This is a genomic window from Frankia sp. Allo2 (assembly GCF_000733325.1).
Taxonomy (GTDB): domain Bacteria; phylum Actinomycetota; class Actinomycetes; order Frankiales; family Frankiaceae; genus Frankia; species Frankia casuarinae.
Map to the genome: position 1 here is coordinate 36428 of NZ_JPHT01000032.1, position 16192 is coordinate 52619.

Here is a 16192-nt window from a genome sequence, read left to right on the forward strand (position 1 = left end):
CACGTCGAGAGATTCCGGCCGAGTCCGCCGACGGGTGCGGCGATGACCTCGTCACTGGCCCGACGGGTGTCGACGCTGGCCGTCGTACCGGTGGGAGGGAGTCGGCCCAGACCGTCAGGACCATCCGCCCCCACCGGCCGGCCCGTCGTCAACTCAGCCGCAGGGAGCCCGGTAGCGTCAGCCGCAGGGAGCCCGGTAGCCCATATCCCTGAAGGCAGTGCTCCATTCACCGGCGGTGATCCGGTTCGCCGGATCGGCGCACGCGGTGTCCGCGAGCCGGCCGGGCTCGGCGTCCCACAGCCGCAATGTCCCGTCGTGACCAGCCGAGACGACGACGCCCGTGCCGGAGACGAAGGCGATCGCGCTGATCGGCTGGGTGTGCCCGTGCCACTGGGTCAGCAGGATCGGCGTGTCCAGACGGGAGATGTCGGTCAGCCGGACCGTCTCGTCATCGCCGGCGGAGGCGACGACGTCGGCACCCGGCTCGAAGGCCACGCTCTGGATCCCGCCCAGCGAGCCGGTGGCGACGCCACGGGCGGGATTGTCCGGATACCGCACCTCCCACAGGCGCACCGTGGCGTCGACGCCGCCGGAGACCAGAACGCCTCCGTCGCCGGTGAAGACCACGGACCGCACCCCACGGCTGTGCCCGCGCAGGATTCCACCCGCGGTCGGCCGCGCCGCGTCCCGGATGTTCCACAGATGGACGGTGCCGTCCTCACCAGCGAACGCGAGCAGGGTGCCGTTAGGCGCGAAGGCCATCGAGCGCACTCCCCCGGTCTGACCGTCCGCCCGGACGCGCTGCTTCGGACGCGCCGGGTCCGTGACGTCCCACAGCGCGACGATGCCGTCCGCACTCGCGGACCCGAGAGTGTTGCTGTCCGGGCTGAAGGCCACCGACTGCACCGCGTCGGTGTGGGCCTGGATGGTTGACCATCGGACCATCTGGTCGGGGTCGTGCAGGTTCCACAGTCGGATCGTGCCGTCGGAATGGCCCGCGGCGAGCAGGCCACCGTCCCGGTTGAACGCCAGCGACTCGATCCAGCTGCGGCTCGGCACCGAGACGGAGGTGCGCCGGACCAGCTCGGTCCGACCGACGACTTCCCATAACGTGACCGTTCCGTTGTTGCTCCCCGCCGCGATCCAGTGCCCGTCCGGGCTCACCGCGAGCGCCAGCAGGGCACCGGTCCCGACGGGGATGGTGGTCGGGGTGATCCCGGCACCGAACAGCGCGATCATCGCGCTCCGGGTCCTGGCCGAGTGCGGCTCGGCGCGGTAGGCCGCGAGCGCGAGCCGGCGAGCGAGTCCCGTGTCGCCGTCCTGGAGGAGCAGCGCCCGCTCGGCGACCGCCTCAGGCACGCTCATCTCGGTCCGCGAGCCCCCGCCCCTGGTGGACACGATGGCGACCGTCGTCACGAGCACGGTGACGGCGGCCACCAGGGCAACGATGATCAGCGGACGTCGGTTGCGGGCCCGGTCGCCCGGTGGCGCGGCGGACGAGGACCTCCGCGACGACGAGGACGACCGCTGAGACGAGGACGACCGCTGAGACGAGGACGACGAGGACGACGGGGACGCTCCTCGCCCGGGGTCCTGGCTGTGTTCGTCCTCGGTCCAGACCGTCACCAGAGCATCGGCGAAGTCCCGGGACCGGGACGACGAGCCTGCGCCCGGCAGCCAGCGGGCATCCGGCCCGGACGGTGACGCCTCGCTCCCCGACGAGGACGACCCGAGCCCGGGAGAAGAGGTCGGGCCCGGAACCGACGACGGGCCCGGAACCGACGACGGGCCCGGAACCGACGACGGGCCGGACCGGGCTGGTGCCCCGGGAATGCCCGGCCCCGGGAACGAGATCAGGTTCGCCGGCGGCGGGGGTCCGATCGGCTGATGGCCGGTGACGGGCGTGATCGGACCCGCGAGGTCGGCGTCGCTCGCCGACGTTCCGGAGGCGCCGCCGGGGGACGTGTTCAGCGGCCGGATCAGCGCGGTCACCTCGGACAGGGACAGCCCCTTGACCGCCATCGGGGCTTCGACACGTAGGTCCAGAAGGCGCGCGTAGAGCTTCTCGGCGGTGGGTCGCTCCGCCGCTGCCTTGCGCATCGCATCGGAGACCAGGGGCCGCAGGCTGTCCTCGAAGCCGTCAAGCGTCGGAGGATCGTTGACCGTCCGGTACAGCACGCTGGGAGCGGGGCCGTTACCGAACGGGTAACGACCGGTCCNGGCGAAGATGAGGACACCGCCCCAGGCGAACACGTCCGCCGCCGAGGTGACCTGCTCGCCCAGGGCCTGTTCCGGCGCCATGAACGCCGGCGTCCCGAGCTGGCGATCCCCGCTGAGTACCGTCGCGGAGTCCAGGGCGCGCGCGATACCGAAATCGATCACCTTCGGCCCGAGCCGGGACAGCAGGATGTTGGACGGCTTCAGATCCCGGTGCACGAGTCCGGCCCGGTGGATCGCCATCAGCGCGGTGGTCATGCTCACCGCCAGCTGATGAAGCTCCGCCGGGGTCAACGGGCCGCGCGTGCCAACCGCCTCGGACAGCGTCGGCCCGTCGACGTACTCGGTCACCAGATAAGGCGGATCGGCGGTGATGTCGACGTCGAGGACCGCCGCGGNGCAGAAANGAGCGACCCGCCGGGCGTTGTCGGCCTCCTGCTTGAGCCGGCTGCGGAACTCGGCCAACCGGGCGAGATCCGCCCGGATCAGTTTGACCGCGACCAGACCACCGGCGGCGTTCTCCCCCAGGTAGACGGTCCCCATCCCACCCGCGCCGAGACGCCGCACCAGCCGGTAGGGACCGACCTCGGTCGGTTCGGAGGCAGCACGATCCGCGGGTCCGTCCGCGGGTCCACTCCGGCCGGGTGGGTGGGACATTAGCTGATCACTCCCGCCCGAGGTTGTCGAGGTTGTCGAGGATCCCGAGGTTGTCGGTCAGCAGGCCACCCGCGCCTGGCAACGCCCGGTAATGCCCGGCGGCGCCTGGCACCTAGCGACGCTGCGACCTGGCACGCCGACGTCCACGGGCCGCCATCTGGTAGTGCACGGCCAGGAATGACAGCGCCAGGAAGAGCGGAAGCAGCACCGACGAAGGCGAAGCGCTGGTGTCCGCGGAGACCAGCACCATGTCTATACCGGCGGAGAGGTTAGCTCCGCAGGCGGCGGTGACCGGACGGTAACCCGGCCGGAAGCTGGCGAACTGGACCACGGTCTCGAACGTGCCGTCCTGGTCGGCGACGGTCCGTCCGACCAGCTCGCCGCCCGCGGTGAGCACGGCCTGCGACCCGGGTCTGCAGCCGGCACCCCGGGCGAACAGCGTATCTCCGGCCGTCACGGCGCTCCGGTCGAACAACAGCTCACCGGGACGTGCCTCGCGTGCCACCGGCTCCCCCACATCCGGCTTCCCCACATCCGGCTCGGACACGCCGGGCTCGGACACGGGTGTGCATACGCCCAGCACGCGCACCGTCCCCTTCGGGCAGCGGGACGGGGTGGGTGCCGCGCACTGCTCGTCCAGCGGAACCGCGAGGCCGCCGGGGCAGAGCCGGCGCCCGGCGGGGCAGTCGAGCGTCGCCGCGCGCACGGAACCGTCCCAGCAGACGACCGGGACCGGCGGGGATGGCCGCGGCGGCGGGCAGGCTTCGCCCACGGCGACGCCGACCACCGACCCAGGGCAGGCCTTCTGCGGCAGGGGGCACTGGTCGGCCGATCGGCGCACGGAGCCGTCCGGACAGGTAACCGAGGTCTCCTTCTCCCCCTTGGAGCCCGGCTTGGTGGAGTCGGTGACCGGGGACGAGGTGATGGGAGGTGGCGTGGTCTTCGTGCCCTCCGTGGGGCAGGGCGTCCCATCGACCAGGCCGAGCGGCAACGCGGGGGCGGGCGTCGCGCAGTGCCGGGGATCGCCGTCAGCACATCCCCTGTCTGTCCCCATCCCTGTACCCGTCCCCGGCGTTGACGTCGACGCCGGCCCGGAGGTGCACCGGGGTTGCGGGCAGGCACCGTTCGGCGGTGATGACGCCGCCGCGTCGGCCGATCGAGGCGTGCTCGGTGGGCAGGTCGGACCGTGCTGGTCGCAGGGGCCACCCGCATTGCGCGTGGCTGCGGCCGGGCAGGTCGGCGAACTGGACGTGCAGCGCCCACCAGCGTCCGTCGTCGTCCCCGACGGGCAGCTCGTCGCACTCGGATCGGAGTGGGGAGACGGGGTACCGCTGGGGGTCTCCGGGTTCGGCGCCGGATTCGGGATGGGAGGCCGGGACGGGGAGGTGGACGGCAGCGGAGACGTGGACGGGGGGATGGACCGGGTCGGGGACGGCAGCGGGGACGGGGACGCGGATGGCAGCGGGGACGGGGATGCGGACCGGGTCGGGGCTGGGGACGGGGACGGCAGCGGGGACGGGGGGATGGACCGGGACGGGGAGATGGACTCCGACGACGTGCCGGTCGACGTCCCGGGACTGACCATCGCCGTGGCGACGCCGGCCCCGCTGACCAAGAAAAACACAACGACAAACACCGTCGATACCAGACCGCGCGACGGCCGTGGCACGAATCGACCAGATACTCGCTGGCCAGACACCAGAGCGCCCCCCCGGGTGCGGCTGGCAACACGCCCGTTGCCGGCGGCCTGCCCCGGACCGGCGGAGACAACGTGATGCACGTTAGGCGGAAGTCCCGCCCTACGACGATCGATAGGATAACAGTCGCGTTGCCGGTCATCCGGGCCACGGGGGGAAGCGGTGAATGTCAGATTGCCGACGGAGAAGTCGGCGCGGGAAAGTATTTTCGTCGCCGTTTGCCTGACGGCGTGCCTGAGTTGGCTCATGTTACCCATGGCGTCTCCGGTCCATGCGGCGGACGGCGGCGGGGTGGAACTCGGCGTCACCGTCGACGGTCAGCCCCTCGGTGAGGACAACGTGGTCCTCGAAGCCAGTGCGGTCGCCCGCGTGGTGGTCAGCGTGCAGAACCTGACCCGGTCGAATGTCCCCGTCGACTCGGTACGGCTGAGCGGAACCGTGCTCGGCCTCACCTTCTTCGACTACGACACCCGGGTGCGCACAACCATCCCGGCCCGCGGATCGGCGAACTGGACCGTCGACCTGGATGTGCGCGACCTCGACGGTCGGGCCACCGGATTGATGCCGGTGGAGGTGGCGATCCGGGGCGCGGACCTGCACACAGTGGCCAGGGTAGCGGGAACCGCCGACATCCACGGATCGCTGTTGTCCATCTACGGGCTGTTCGGCCTCGGGCTTGTCGTCCTGATGGGGCTGCTCTGGGCCGTCGCGTTGCTCCCGCTCGGTCGCCATGCGGTGCCGGCCACCTGGTGGCAGCGCGGCCTGCGGTTCGTGCCCGCCGGCTGCGGGGTCGGCCTGTTCGTCATCTTCGCGCTTTCAGCCACCCGGCTGCTGTNGCCCGGCATCCCCAGTGATTTCGGCATCACCATCACGGCGACCGCCGTCTGCTTCGGGCTCGGAGCCCTGCTGCCCCAACTGGTCCCGACGACGAGGCGCGGCTGACCCCACCGGCCGTCCACGGCCTACGCGACCGCCTCGTGGTGCCCTCGGCGTGATGCGACGCGACGCGCCGGAGCCGCTTAGAGGACGACGTCACGACGTCAGGGCACCATCGCAGTCGACCGGCGGACCTTCCGAGGAGACCACGTGACCGATCACCTGCGAACCTCGACCGCGGGCCCCGCCCGCCCCGGCCTTCTCGAGGGTCGACGGGCCGCGCATCGGCGCGGTGGGCGCCGGGCTGCCGCGGTCATGGCGACGGGCACGGTGATCCTCGCCTTCACCGCCGCGTGCGGCGGCACAACCACCCCGACGCCACGGCCCACGCCGACCACGCCCGCTTCGGTGTCGGCCAAGCCGTCCCCGACCGGTCCGTTGACGAGCGCGGGAACCGCGGGCGCGACGAAGGTGACGGTCACCGAGACCGAGTTCGTGATCAAACTTTCCCGGAACACGTTCACCCCGGGCATCTACACCTTCGTCACCCAGAATGCCGGGCACGTGACGCACGCGCTGAGGATCGAGGGGCCCGGCCTGCACGAGGCCACGACGAAAGACCTCGCACCCGGTGAGTCCGAGGACCTCACCGTGACTCTGCAGCCGGGTACCTACGAGCTGGACTGCCCGGTCGACAACCACGAGTCGCTGGGGATGAAACTCGACATCACGGTGTCCTGAGCCGTCCGCACCATCTGGGTGGAGTCGGCTGAGGCCCACGTCAGCGCGCCGCTCACCGGCCCGCGCCCGCGACGTTCCGCGCCTCGCGGCCGCAGGCGGGGCGTGTCATTCATTGACAAGCCGACTACAGATCGACACCATCCGGCTTCAGTTAGTAATCAATTGACGGGGTGCCAGCCGGTCCTCCGTCCAGCCATCCCGACCCGATCCGGCGCCAGGATCCTGGCGACCGAACCCGTGCGACCGAACCCGTGCGACGGCGCCCCGGCGGCCACGACGACGGTCGGGAAGGCCTGACCAGGGAGGTCGGCCGTGCCGAACAACCGGAGAACATTCGTCCACCTAGCGGTCATGGCCGCAGCCGCCGCACCGTTGTCCCTCACCGGGCTTCCCCCGGCCCTGGCGGCGCCGGTTCCAGAACCACGACCTGACCCACGCCAGACGACGCCGGCCGGGGTCGGCATTCCCGGACCGGGCAGTCCCGGCTCGCTGACCAGTGGCAACAGCCGCGGACTCTACGTTGGTCACTGGGACAGCGGCGCGTACAGCACCACGGGCTTCCTTTGGCGCGACGGCACCGTGCATGTCCTCAACGGCAGCACAGNGCCGAAGGCGGTGACCGAGGACGGCTTGGTCATCGGCGATTTCGTCAGCCACTACGACCGGCAGGCGTTCCGGCTGGAACACGGAACCTCCCAGCCCCAGGGTCTGGGCTACCTCGGCGGCACCCACACGGCCGGCGGCTACAGCAGCGCCGCGGTGGCGGTCAACCGCGCCGGGGTCATCGTCGGCACCAGCACCACCAACGCCGGTACGTTCCATGCCTTCCGGTGGGCGGACAACCACCTGCAGGACCTGGGTACGCTCGGCGGCCCGAGCAGCTCCGCCGTCGCGGTCACCAGCGCCGGGGCCATCGCCGGCAGCAGTAACACCGCCGCCGGCCCGTCCCACGCCTTCCGCTGGTGGAGAGGCACCCTGCACGACCTGGGTACCCTCGGCGGCCCGTCAAGCACCGCGGTGGCCGCGAACGACGCCGGGCAGATCGTGGGCTACAGCGACACGGCCGACGGGCACACCCACGCCTTCCTCTGGGAACGCGGTCGTCTGATCGACCTCGGTACGCCGCCCGGCGACACCGAATCCTGGGCGATCGGGATCAACAACGCCGGCCAGGTCCTCGTCCTGAGCCGCGGCTCGTCGAACCATGCATTCGTCTGGTGGCACGGCCAGCGCGCGACCATCAGCGTGCCCAGCGGCGACTTTGGGGTGACCGCCATCAACGACCGGGGAACCGTCGCCGGCACGGCGAACGGGCACGCGTTCCGTTGGCGCGACGGCCGTTTCACCGATCTCGGCACGCTGGGCGGGCCGTACAGCGACGCGAACGCCATCACCCCCGCCGACGTCGTCCTCGGTTCCTCGGACCCGGCCGACTCCCCGATTCCGCTCGCGACCTTCTGGCCGGCCCCCGGCCGCTGACGCGGCGGCTGTCCGGTCAGCACAGCACATTGAACACCGTGAGCATGATCTAGTCGGTAAACAGGAGAGCACCACGTCGAACTCGTCGTCAGGGAACGGGAGGTCAGCCGCGTCCGTCTCCGTTCGCTCCAGGCTCAGTCCGCTCACTCCAGGCCCAGTCCAGGCCCGGTCCAGGCCCAGTCCGTGACGCGNCCCGCGAGGCNTTTTCGGTCAGGANGGACGATGTNGGANGGAGGAGNCCCCGCCGGCACGGCGGACCGCCGGCACCAGCACGGACGACCCGACGGAGGATCATCATGAGCGAGTCCGGAGACATCGCGGTACAGACCCTGCCCGGCCACGTCGCCGTCGTCGAGGTCTGCCGTCCGCCGCACAACTTCTTCGACGTGCGCCTGATCCAGACCCTCGCCGACATCTACGACAAGCTCGGCGCCGACTCCGACGTCCGTGCCGTCGTGCTGTGCTCCCAGGGCAGGAACTTCTGCGCCGGAGCCGACTTCTCCGGCGCGAGTGCGGCCGAGGCGATCTCGGCGGACGAGGGGGCGCCGGCCCTCTACCGCGAGGCGCTACGGCTGTTCGCCTCCCCGATACCGGTCGTGGCCGCGGTGCAGGGCAGCGCGGTCGGCGGCGGGCTGGGGCTCGCGCTGTCCGCGGACTTCCGGGTCGCAAGCCCGGACAGCCGCTTCGCGGCGAACTTCTCCCGGATCGGGCTGCACCAGGGCTTCGGCATCTCGGTGACCCTGCCGGCGGTCGTCGGCCGGCAGAAGGCGCTCGACCTGCTCTACACCGGTCGCCGGGTTGGTGGGCAGGAGGCGTTCGACATCGGCCTCGCCGACCGGCTCGTGCCGAACGCCGAGCTGCGGGAGGCCGCGGTGGCGCTGGCCGGTGAGGTCACCGCCGCCGCGCCGCTGGCCGTGCGCAGCATCCGGGAGACGATGTGGGCGGATCTCGTCCCCGTCATCCGGGCGGCCACCGAGCGGGAAACCGCCGAGCAGGCCAGACTGCGGGCCACCGAGGACTTCGCCGAGGGGGTGCGCGCCTCGACGGAGCGCCGCGCGCCCCGTTTCACCGGCCGCTGAGTGGTCCGGGCGTGCCGGTCCTCGGGGATTTCGGGCGGGCGGGACGAGCCAGCGGTCAGGCCTGGCCGCGGGCCGCCGCCTCAGCCGGTGAGGAACCGCCCGCCCAGATAGGCCTCGGCCAGCTCGCAACTGTCCCGGGCGTACTCGGAGGCGCTCGGCACCGCGTCCGAGTGCGGATGGGTGCCCAGCCAGGCCACCAGGAGCAGCCGGCGCAACAGGACGAAGGTAGGGATCATCGCTACGTCGTCCGCGGTGAGCGGGCGCTGGCGCTGGTAGGCGGCCAGCCAGGCGGCCACCAGGTCGCCGGCCTCGTCGAGGTGCTCGATGAAGGACAGCGACGCGGCGAGATCCCAGAGGTACCAGCCGAAGCCGCAGTCGTCGAAATCGATCACGCAGACGTCCCCGGTGGACGCATCCCGGGGTACCAGGAGGTTCGCCAGCCGCATGTCGGCGTGGACGAGCCCGAACCGGTCCGGCCCGGTGCCGAAGGCGGCCAGGCGTGCCTCGATGTCGGCCGCGGCCCGGCTCAGCAGGCCCAACGCCGCGCGGCCGTCCCCCCGCGGGCCGTCCCCCGGCGGGCCGGGGCCGTCGGCCAGCGCGGTGACCAAGCCCTCCGACCAGCTCCCCCACCGGCCGGCGTCGCCGAGCATGCTCCGCCAGGTCCACTCGAAGCGGGCGAAGGTAGTCGGGCGGGACCACTCCCGCGCGTGCCGGTGCAGCCGCGCGGTGATGTCCCCGAGCTGCCCGAACGCGCCGCGCAGGGACATGGGGTCCGTCGGTTCCGGTGAACGTCCGTCGACCCATTCGAACAACACGGCGTGCCGCTCGGCACCATCCGGCCCAGCGGGATCCAGCCCAGCGGGATCCGGCGAGGCGGCACTCGGCGGGAGGGTTCCGGTCGCGGCCACGGTCGCCACGGGCCCACCCGCCCTCGTCGGCACGACCGGCGGCGTCACGACCACGCCGTCGGCGCGCAGGGCAGCCACCCACGCCAGCTCCCCGTGAATCTCGACGAGAGTGTGGTAGCCGGGCCGGTGCAGCCGCAACGCCCAACGCCGGCCGGTCGCCGGGTCGTCCACGCGGTAAGTGACGTTCTCCGAGACATGCAGCAGGCTCGCCCGCGGCGACGGGCCGAGATCATAGGCGGCGAGGACGTCACCGAGGACGCCATCCAGCCCCACCAGCCCGTCGACGGAGGTCGTGCTCACCGTACGACCACCGGTCCGGGCGAGATGGCGTCCCCGTGGGAGGACGTGACCCCGCGTACCGCTCCGGCCTGCTTGAACCCTTGCCTGAACCCTGTTTCACCAGGGGAAATGGTCCGCATCCATCTTGTTTGCCGGAGTCGGCGGGCCGCCGTCAAGGAACCGGGCCCGGCCGCACCCACCGTCGAAACCCACCATCGAAGAACCACCGCCACGGCAAGAGCACGGCTACGGCAAGAGCGACGACGCGCCCCAGCCTGCCGGGGCCGAACTGCGCGCGCAGCTCACAGCGGCCGACGTCGTGCTGTTCCGCACCCCGCAGTACGCAGGCGCGCTACCTGGAAGCTTCAAGAACTGGAAGCTTCAAGAACCTGATCGACTGGACGATCGGCGGCGGGGAGCTCTACGGTAAGTCCGCTGCCTGGGTCAACGTGGCCGCCCCGAGCCGGGGGAGGGGTGCCCGGGCCGAGCTGGGGACGGTGCTGGACCAGGTGGCTGCCAACGTCAGCGCGTCGGCCTGCGCGTCGTTGCCCGTGGCAAGGGAGGCCATCGGTCCGGACGGCACGGTGAGCGACCCACGGGTGCGTGCCGGACTCGCCGAGGTTCCGCGGGCCGTCGTGCACCACCTCGGCCTGGCAGACACGGCAGACACGGCAGATGTCGCGGACACGGCAGATGTCGCGGCGGGGNGAGCCCATCGCGGCCCACCGGCGACCGACCCGGACGGCCGACCACCGATGGACCCGCGTGTGGGACACCGATCTTCCCTCCCTTGCGCCCTGCGCGGCGTCTCACCCGGACAGGTGACCCGCCGCGGCCGGACACGTCAGTTCGGGATGGGCTGGCAGTTGGGTTGCGGGACGGGTGGGTAGGGAGGGCAGGGTGTGCCGGGCGGCTGGCAGCCCGCGCCGGTGGTGAGCAGACCGAGCGTGACGGCGGCTCCGATGGTCACCAGAATGCGACGGACACCGACAGCTCGCCCGGTTCTTCTCTTAACGGGTCGACGCATATTTGAACCTCTCTCGCGTCTCTCACGTGTTCTCCGATCCGCTATTCCCTACCAGAACTTCCCCACTCAATGACAACGGCGCGCCGAGCCCTTCGATTCCGTTTCACGTTTACGTATTCCCGTCCGGATTATCGGGCCGCGCATCGGGCGGGCAGCCGGGCCGGTGAGAACCCGATGCGGTTGACACCGGAACGCCCCTGCCCGTCCAACCATCGATGACAACATTCACAAGATGGGAGAACCGATACATCTGTGTCGAACCGGCGCAAGTCCGGGCGGCGGTCACGCCTGCCGTTGACCGCTATTGACCGCTATTGACCGCCGTTGACCGCCATCCGGGAGGACCATTCCAGTTACCGACCATTGCCCGACAGCACGGGCCGGATGACCGACTGCGTCCACATTCACCGGGGGTGCCCGCAAGGGGTATCCGCATACCCCGGATGGGCTCATGCTTCCGGTCCGGTGGAGATGTTCCCGTAGGACATGACCACTCAGCGTACCGGGCCCCTAGTATCCTCGGGCCGGGATGACAGATTTCTGGAAATACAGCGCGGAGGAAACCATGCTCCCCTCACCGGGCAGGTCGGTGTGCCGCCCGCACCTCGATCTGGTGCCCGTCCTTACCGACGACTCCGGGGCTATGGGGGATGCGGCGCAATCCGTTTCGGCCCGTACCCGGCACCCGTCCCGCCGCGCCGTATCCATCATGGTCACCGCAATACTGCTCATTCTGTTCTCAGCGTTGCCTGCCGGCGCCATGATCCGCCGTCCGACGTATCATCCACTCCCGGTGATCAACGTTTCGTACGAGACCGGCGCGGTGAGCGGCGTCGGGCGGCAGACCGACCTGACAATCACCGACAAAGGACCGGGGATCCTGCACGTCCAGTCAATCTCGGTGGACGGTGAGCGCCTCCTGGATCAGAACTCCCACCTCCGGATCGCGCCGGGGCACAGCTACATGTTCACTTTCGGCTGGGCCGGTGGTCCCGGGGGTGGTCCGGACGGGCCGACGGTCGTCATCGACAGCGATGCGCCTACCAGCCCCACCGTCCTCCACATCGGCTATCAGTGAGGCCGCACCGGCAACGACGGCGAGGCCCGGGGTACCGGCGACCGTCCGCGGTACCGGCGACCGTCCGGAGGGCGCCGATGCCGTTCGCCGGCGCCACCGGTGCGCTCGCAATCCGGACGGATCGGGAACGGGCGACCGTGGTCTCGGATGTCTGCTACCGGCAGACCGGGCGACCGTGCCCGTTCGGCGCGCATAAGAATGGAAGGGATGACACCACGATCGTTCGTTGACCATCTTGCGGATCTGGACTTGCCGGCGCTGGCCGCTCTGCTCCGCTCGCGTCCGGACGTGCTGATCGAGCCGGTACCCCGCGGTTTCGGGCAGCTCGCGCAGCGGCTGGAAAGCCCGGATTCGCTGGCGGCGGCGCTGTGGGAGCTGAACCGCGACACGCTCCGGGTCGGCCAGGCGGCGGCGCTGCTGGGGGAGTCCGCGACGGTGCCCCGGATGGCCGAGCTGTTGGGCGCGTTACCGGACGCGGTGCGCGCCGGGGTGGACGATCTGTGCGCCCGCGGCCTCGCCTGGACCGACACGGTGGTCCGACTCCCGGAGCCGCTGCACAACCACTGGGTCGAGGAGATCAGCTCCGCCCGCCCGGTCGCAAAGATCGCCCGCAACGTCCTGGTCGAGGATCTGCGTAAGGCGGTCACGGCGCTCGGGGCTCCGGCCGAAAACCTGCGCAAGACCGAGCTGGTCGCGCGGCTCACCGAACTCATGTCCGATGCCCGCCGCATCGCGACGATCATCGCTTCCCTGCCCGCCCCGGCGCGGCAGCAACTCGATGACCTGCGCCTGGCCACGGCCGGCGGCTACTTCCCCTACATGTTCCCCTACACGCCCTTCGAGGAGATCCATGACCGCAGGGCAGCCACGCGGTCCATCAGGCAGCTGATCACCGCGGGGCTGGTGCTGGGCGTCGGCAACCGGCCGGAGCTCCCCCGTGAGGTCGCGGTCGCCGCCTGGCTGGCCAGGCAGGACCTGGGGCTCACCGGGCCGCCGGACATTCCCCGGCCGGAGGTGAACGAGGCCGCCGTCCGGTCGAGCTCCCAGGCGGCCGCCCAGGGCGCTATCCGCGCCGTGACCGCCCTGCTCGACGAGGCCGCCGCCGCCCCCGTCGTGGCGCTCAAGCGAGGAGGCGTCGGTGGGCGGGAACGGGCCCGGCTGGCGAAGCGGCTGTCGACACCGTTGGCCGAGCTGCCGCTGTGGATCGACCTGGTCGCGGCCGCCGGCCTGCTGGCCTTCACCGAAGGCGGCTACGCACCGAGCCCGCGGTTCCAGGAGTGGCGGGAGGAGTCGCCAAGCCATCAGTGGGCGACGCTGGCGGCGGCGTGGCACGCTCTGGAGCACGCGCCGACGAGCCGCGAGGGTGCCGACGAGAAGGACGTCCCGCCGCCCCTGCCCATCGGGTCGGGGGCGGGCCAGATTCGCCGGGTGCTGATCCGCGCGGCGGCCGGCGGGCGGTCGGTGCGGCTCACGGCTGAGAACCTCGACTGGTTCTTCCCCCTGCACGGCTACGACGCCGCCACCTGCAAGATCAAGGTGGCGGCGTCGATCCGCGAGGCCGAGCTGCTCGGGGTGTTCGCCCTCGACGTCCTGTCCGAGCCCGGCCAGGCCCTGATCGAGGCCGCGCCGAGCACCACCGACGCGGCGGCTGCCACCGTCGGGCTTATGATCGTCTCGACCGCGGACGAGCTCGCCGCGCAGGTCGCGAGGACGGTGCGGGATCTGGCGGACCGCTGCGCCGAGCTGCTGCCNGCGACGCCGTCCAGCCTGATCCTGCAGTCCGATCTCACCGCGGTCGTGTCCGGCCAGCCCAGCGCGGCGATATCCCAGCTCCTGCGGGCCGCGGCGGTGCCGGAGTCCCGGGGCGCGGCCGGGACCTGGCGGTTCACCTCCGCCAGCGTCCGCGCCGCGATGGACGCCGGATGGTCCGCCACCGAGCTGCTCGAACAGCTACGCGCCATCGCCGACCACGGTCTCCCGCAGCCGCTCGAATACCTCATCGCCGACGTCGCCCGCCGGCACGGACACGTGCGGGTCCGCGGGATGCGCAGCGCCGTCCTCGCCGACGAGCCCACGACCGCCGAGATCCTCCACACCCGGACACTGGCGAAGCTGCACCTCGCCCGGCTCGCCCCCACCGTGCTGGCCAGCCCGGTGGAACTGGACACGGTCCTCGCCGAGCTGCGCCGGACGGGCTTCTACCCCGTCGCCGAGGACGCGACGGGCACCGTCATCGTGACGAGCGGACCGGGGCGGAAGGCGCCGCGGGGGGCCCCGGCACAGCCGTCCCGGGAGTCCCGGGCGTCCCGACCGCACGGAGGGTCCCCCGCCGGTCCGCCGGCGACCCGACGGCGGCTGACGGCCGACGAACTCGCCCAGCGCCTGCGCACCGGCAATGACGACGGTGTCACCCTGCTGACCGACCTGGCCCAGCGGCTCGGCGAGATGAACGGACGGCTAAACGACGCCGAGCTCGCCGTGCTGGCGGACGCGGTGGAACGCCGCAGCGATGTGGTCATCGCCTACCGGGACAAGCAGGGCACCCGGACGGTCCGCCGCATCCAGCCGAACCAGCTCTTCGGCCGGTGGCTGGACTCCTGGTGCCACCTGCGCAACGCCGAGCGCGAGTTCGCCATCGCCAACATCGAGTCCGTCAGTCCCGTCGGCTGACCGGCACCCCCTTCTCCCCGGGCATGACCGGTCAGCCGGGTTCCGCAGGCAGTAGGTCCATGCCGATCAGCTCTCGAATCTGGACCCGTCGGCTCTCACGCCCGGCCAGCCCGGGGCGGGGCCGCCAGGCCCGGGGCGGCTCAGGCGGGTCGACCGAGCTGGCGAGCGAGCCGCGTCTGGTCGAAGTACAGCCGGTTCTCGGTGATCAGGCCGCGCTCGACCCGGTAGACCTCGACGACACGCAGGTTGATCCGACGCCCGGTGGGCGCGAGCTCCGTACCGTCCGGGTCGCGGTAGACGCCGACGTGCGTCGCGGTCAGCGTGTACTCCTCGACCACGATCTCGCCCTGCTCGGCCAGCACGTGGGTATCGACGTCGATCTCACCGAAGGCCGCCAGGAAGGCGGCGCTGTACTCGGCGCCCGCCGCGCGCCCCTTGATCCGCACCCCGCCCGGTGCCTCGACGACCAGATCCTCGTCAAGCAGCGACAGCACCGAGGCCTCGTCACCGAGGTCGAAGGCGTCCAGCGCGCGCTTCACCGTGTCCAGCGCCTCTCCCACGTGACATCCTCCAGGCTTGCCTGCCGCACACACCGCCCAGAGGGCGATCATCCCACCACCGGGCCGGTTCCCGACGGAAAACCGGATGTCCGGGAGGACGTCAGACGCTCGTGGTCGAGCCGGGGCGGATGATCATCAGAACGGTGACGATGACCCAGAGCAGGCTGAACACACCGGCCGCCATCGCGAGACCGCTCGTGCGGGCGCGCGCCGCGGCCGCGTCCATGGCCACCGCGCCACCATCCATGGCCACCGCGCCACCATCCTGCGCACGGTCGGGGACGGCCGGGGATCCGGCGACGATCTCGTCGAGGACGTCACGCTGTCCGGGCAGCACCACGATGAGGAGCACGGCGGCGGCTACGGTCGTCAGCACGATCGCGACGATCAACCAGCTCTGCCCAAGAACCGTTGCATGAAAGCGCTTGATAGCGTCCGCTCATGCCGCCTCGCCTCTCGGCGAGGCACCCCCGGTCTGACCGGCCGTGGCCGTGCCGGGTTCCCGCTTCCCAGCCACCNGCCCGCTNGCGCGGGTCTTNNGGTCGGCTCCACGGGCGTTTTCCGTCTCCGGTGTACTGGCGGCGACGAGGTGGTGCAGGTTGATCGCGGCGTTGTGGTCGCGGTCGAGTACCAGCCCGCAGGACTGGCAGGTGAANGTGCGCTCGGACAGCNTCAGGCTTGGGTTTCGCCAGCCGCAGCCGGAGCAGGTCTTCGAGCTGGGATACCAGCGGTCGGCGACGACGAGCGTCGATCCGTACCAGCGGGTCTTGTAGGCAAGCTGCCGGCGGACCTCGGCCATGCCGGCGTCGGCGACCGCGCGGGCGAGCCGCCGGTTACGGACCATCCCGGCGACGTGCAGATCTTCGACGACGACCGTGTCGTGGGACCGGGCGAGCCGGGTCGTGAGCTTGTGCAGCCCGTTGT

The 16192-nt window shown here is 71.3% G+C and carries 15 protein-coding genes; 8 read left to right on the forward strand and 7 right to left on the reverse strand.

Annotated elements, in window-relative coordinates; genetic code table 11:
- Positions 1 to 177: 177 nt before the first annotated feature.
- On the reverse strand, positions 178 to 2874 hold the full coding sequence (locus tag ALLO2_RS18135; RefSeq protein ID WP_035733672.1) for a WD40 repeat domain-containing serine/threonine protein kinase: 2697 nt from the start codon (positions 2872 to 2874) through the stop codon (positions 178 to 180).
- Positions 2875 to 2986: 112 nt separating this feature from the next.
- Positions 2987 to 3928, reverse strand: a complete 942-nt coding sequence (locus ALLO2_RS27425) for a hypothetical protein (protein ID WP_023841520.1) — start codon at positions 3926 to 3928, stop codon at positions 2987 to 2989.
- 109 nt (positions 3929 to 4037) lie between these two features.
- Here ALLO2_RS27425 and ALLO2_RS25870 point away from each other — a divergent pair, with 109 nt between their 5' ends.
- The 5 genes from ALLO2_RS25870 to ALLO2_RS18165 all read left to right on the forward strand — a co-directional run bounded on the left by ALLO2_RS25870 (position 4038) and on the right by ALLO2_RS18165 (position 8746).
- Positions 4038 to 4649, forward strand: coding sequence for a hypothetical protein (locus ALLO2_RS25870; RefSeq protein WP_139140041.1), 612 nt, complete (start codon positions 4038 to 4040; stop codon positions 4647 to 4649).
- A gap of 177 nt (positions 4650 to 4826) precedes the next feature.
- Positions 4827 to 5513, forward strand: coding sequence for a hypothetical protein (locus ALLO2_RS18150; RefSeq protein WP_232235183.1), 687 nt, complete (start codon positions 4827 to 4829; stop codon positions 5511 to 5513).
- Positions 5514 to 5657: 144 nt separating this feature from the next.
- On the forward strand, positions 5658 to 6188 hold the full coding sequence (locus tag ALLO2_RS18155; protein WP_011437800.1) for a hypothetical protein: 531 nt from the start codon (positions 5658 to 5660) through the stop codon (positions 6186 to 6188).
- A gap of 351 nt (positions 6189 to 6539) precedes the next feature.
- The gene (locus tag ALLO2_RS18160; RefSeq protein WP_232235184.1) at positions 6540 to 7667 is read left to right on the forward strand and encodes an HAF repeat-containing protein; all 1128 of its coding nucleotides are present in this window, start codon (positions 6540 to 6542) and stop codon (positions 7665 to 7667) included.
- 296 nt (positions 7668 to 7963) lie between these two features.
- A complete protein-coding gene (locus ALLO2_RS18165; protein ID WP_011437802.1) occupies positions 7964 to 8746 on the forward strand; it encodes an enoyl-CoA hydratase/isomerase family protein in 783 nt (260 codons plus the stop codon).
- A gap of 80 nt (positions 8747 to 8826) precedes the next feature.
- Here the strand turns inward: ALLO2_RS18165 and ALLO2_RS18170 are convergent, their stop codons facing one another.
- A complete protein-coding gene (locus tag ALLO2_RS18170) occupies positions 8827 to 9954 on the reverse strand; it encodes a phosphotransferase enzyme family protein (RefSeq protein WP_011437803.1) in 1128 nt (375 codons plus the stop codon).
- A 124-nt stretch (positions 9955 to 10078) separates the two neighbouring features.
- Here ALLO2_RS18170 and ALLO2_RS27430 point away from each other — a divergent pair, with 124 nt between their 5' ends.
- A complete protein-coding gene (locus tag ALLO2_RS27430) occupies positions 10079 to 10363 on the forward strand; it encodes an NAD(P)H-dependent oxidoreductase (protein WP_076806972.1) in 285 nt (94 codons plus the stop codon).
- Here the strand turns inward: ALLO2_RS27430 and ALLO2_RS27435 are convergent.
- Positions 10355 to 10501 (reverse strand): hypothetical protein, encoded by a 147-nt coding sequence (locus tag ALLO2_RS27435; protein WP_232235185.1) that lies wholly within the window; start codon positions 10499 to 10501, stop codon positions 10355 to 10357. The genes ALLO2_RS27430 and ALLO2_RS27435 overlap by 9 nt on opposite strands.
- A gap of 1252 nt (positions 10502 to 11753) precedes the next feature.
- Here ALLO2_RS27435 and ALLO2_RS18175 point away from each other — a divergent pair.
- Complete coding sequence (locus ALLO2_RS18175) at positions 11754 to 12038, forward strand: hypothetical protein (protein WP_131728932.1); 285 nt, start codon at positions 11754 to 11756, stop codon at positions 12036 to 12038.
- Positions 12039 to 12245: 207 nt separating this feature from the next.
- On the forward strand, positions 12246 to 14708 hold the full coding sequence (locus tag ALLO2_RS18180) for a helicase-associated domain-containing protein (RefSeq protein ID WP_023841526.1): 2463 nt from the start codon (positions 12246 to 12248) through the stop codon (positions 14706 to 14708).
- Positions 14709 to 14848: 140 nt separating this feature from the next.
- Here ALLO2_RS18180 and ALLO2_RS18185 read toward each other — a convergent pair whose 3' ends face one another.
- From ALLO2_RS18185 to ALLO2_RS18195, 3 genes are all read right to left on the reverse strand, one after another.
- Positions 14849 to 15268 (reverse strand): ester cyclase, encoded by a 420-nt coding sequence (locus ALLO2_RS18185; RefSeq protein ID WP_011437807.1) that lies wholly within the window; start codon positions 15266 to 15268, stop codon positions 14849 to 14851.
- Between the two features lie 100 nt (positions 15269 to 15368).
- Positions 15369 to 15644, reverse strand: coding sequence for a hypothetical protein (locus tag ALLO2_RS18190; protein ID WP_023841527.1), 276 nt, complete (start codon positions 15642 to 15644; stop codon positions 15369 to 15371).
- A 63-nt stretch (positions 15645 to 15707) separates the two neighbouring features.
- Positions 15708 to 16192 (reverse strand): RNA-guided endonuclease TnpB family protein (locus ALLO2_RS18195; protein ID WP_035733681.1); only part of this gene is annotated, 485 nt, incomplete at its 5' end.

What these genes read in the sequence shown, in the direction of transcription:
- ALLO2_RS27425 (WP_023841520.1), bottom strand. Translation starts at nt 3,928, where the DNA reads ATGGGGACAGACAGGGGATGTGCTGACGGCGATCCCCGGCACTGCGCG.
- ALLO2_RS18165 (WP_011437802.1), top strand. Translation starts at nt 7,964, where the DNA reads ATGAGCGAGTCCGGAGACATCGCGGTACAGACCCTGCCCGGCCACGTC.
- ALLO2_RS27435 (WP_232235185.1), bottom strand. Translation starts at nt 10,501, where the DNA reads ATGGCCTCCCTTGCCACGGGCAACGACGCGCAGGCCGACGCGCTGACG.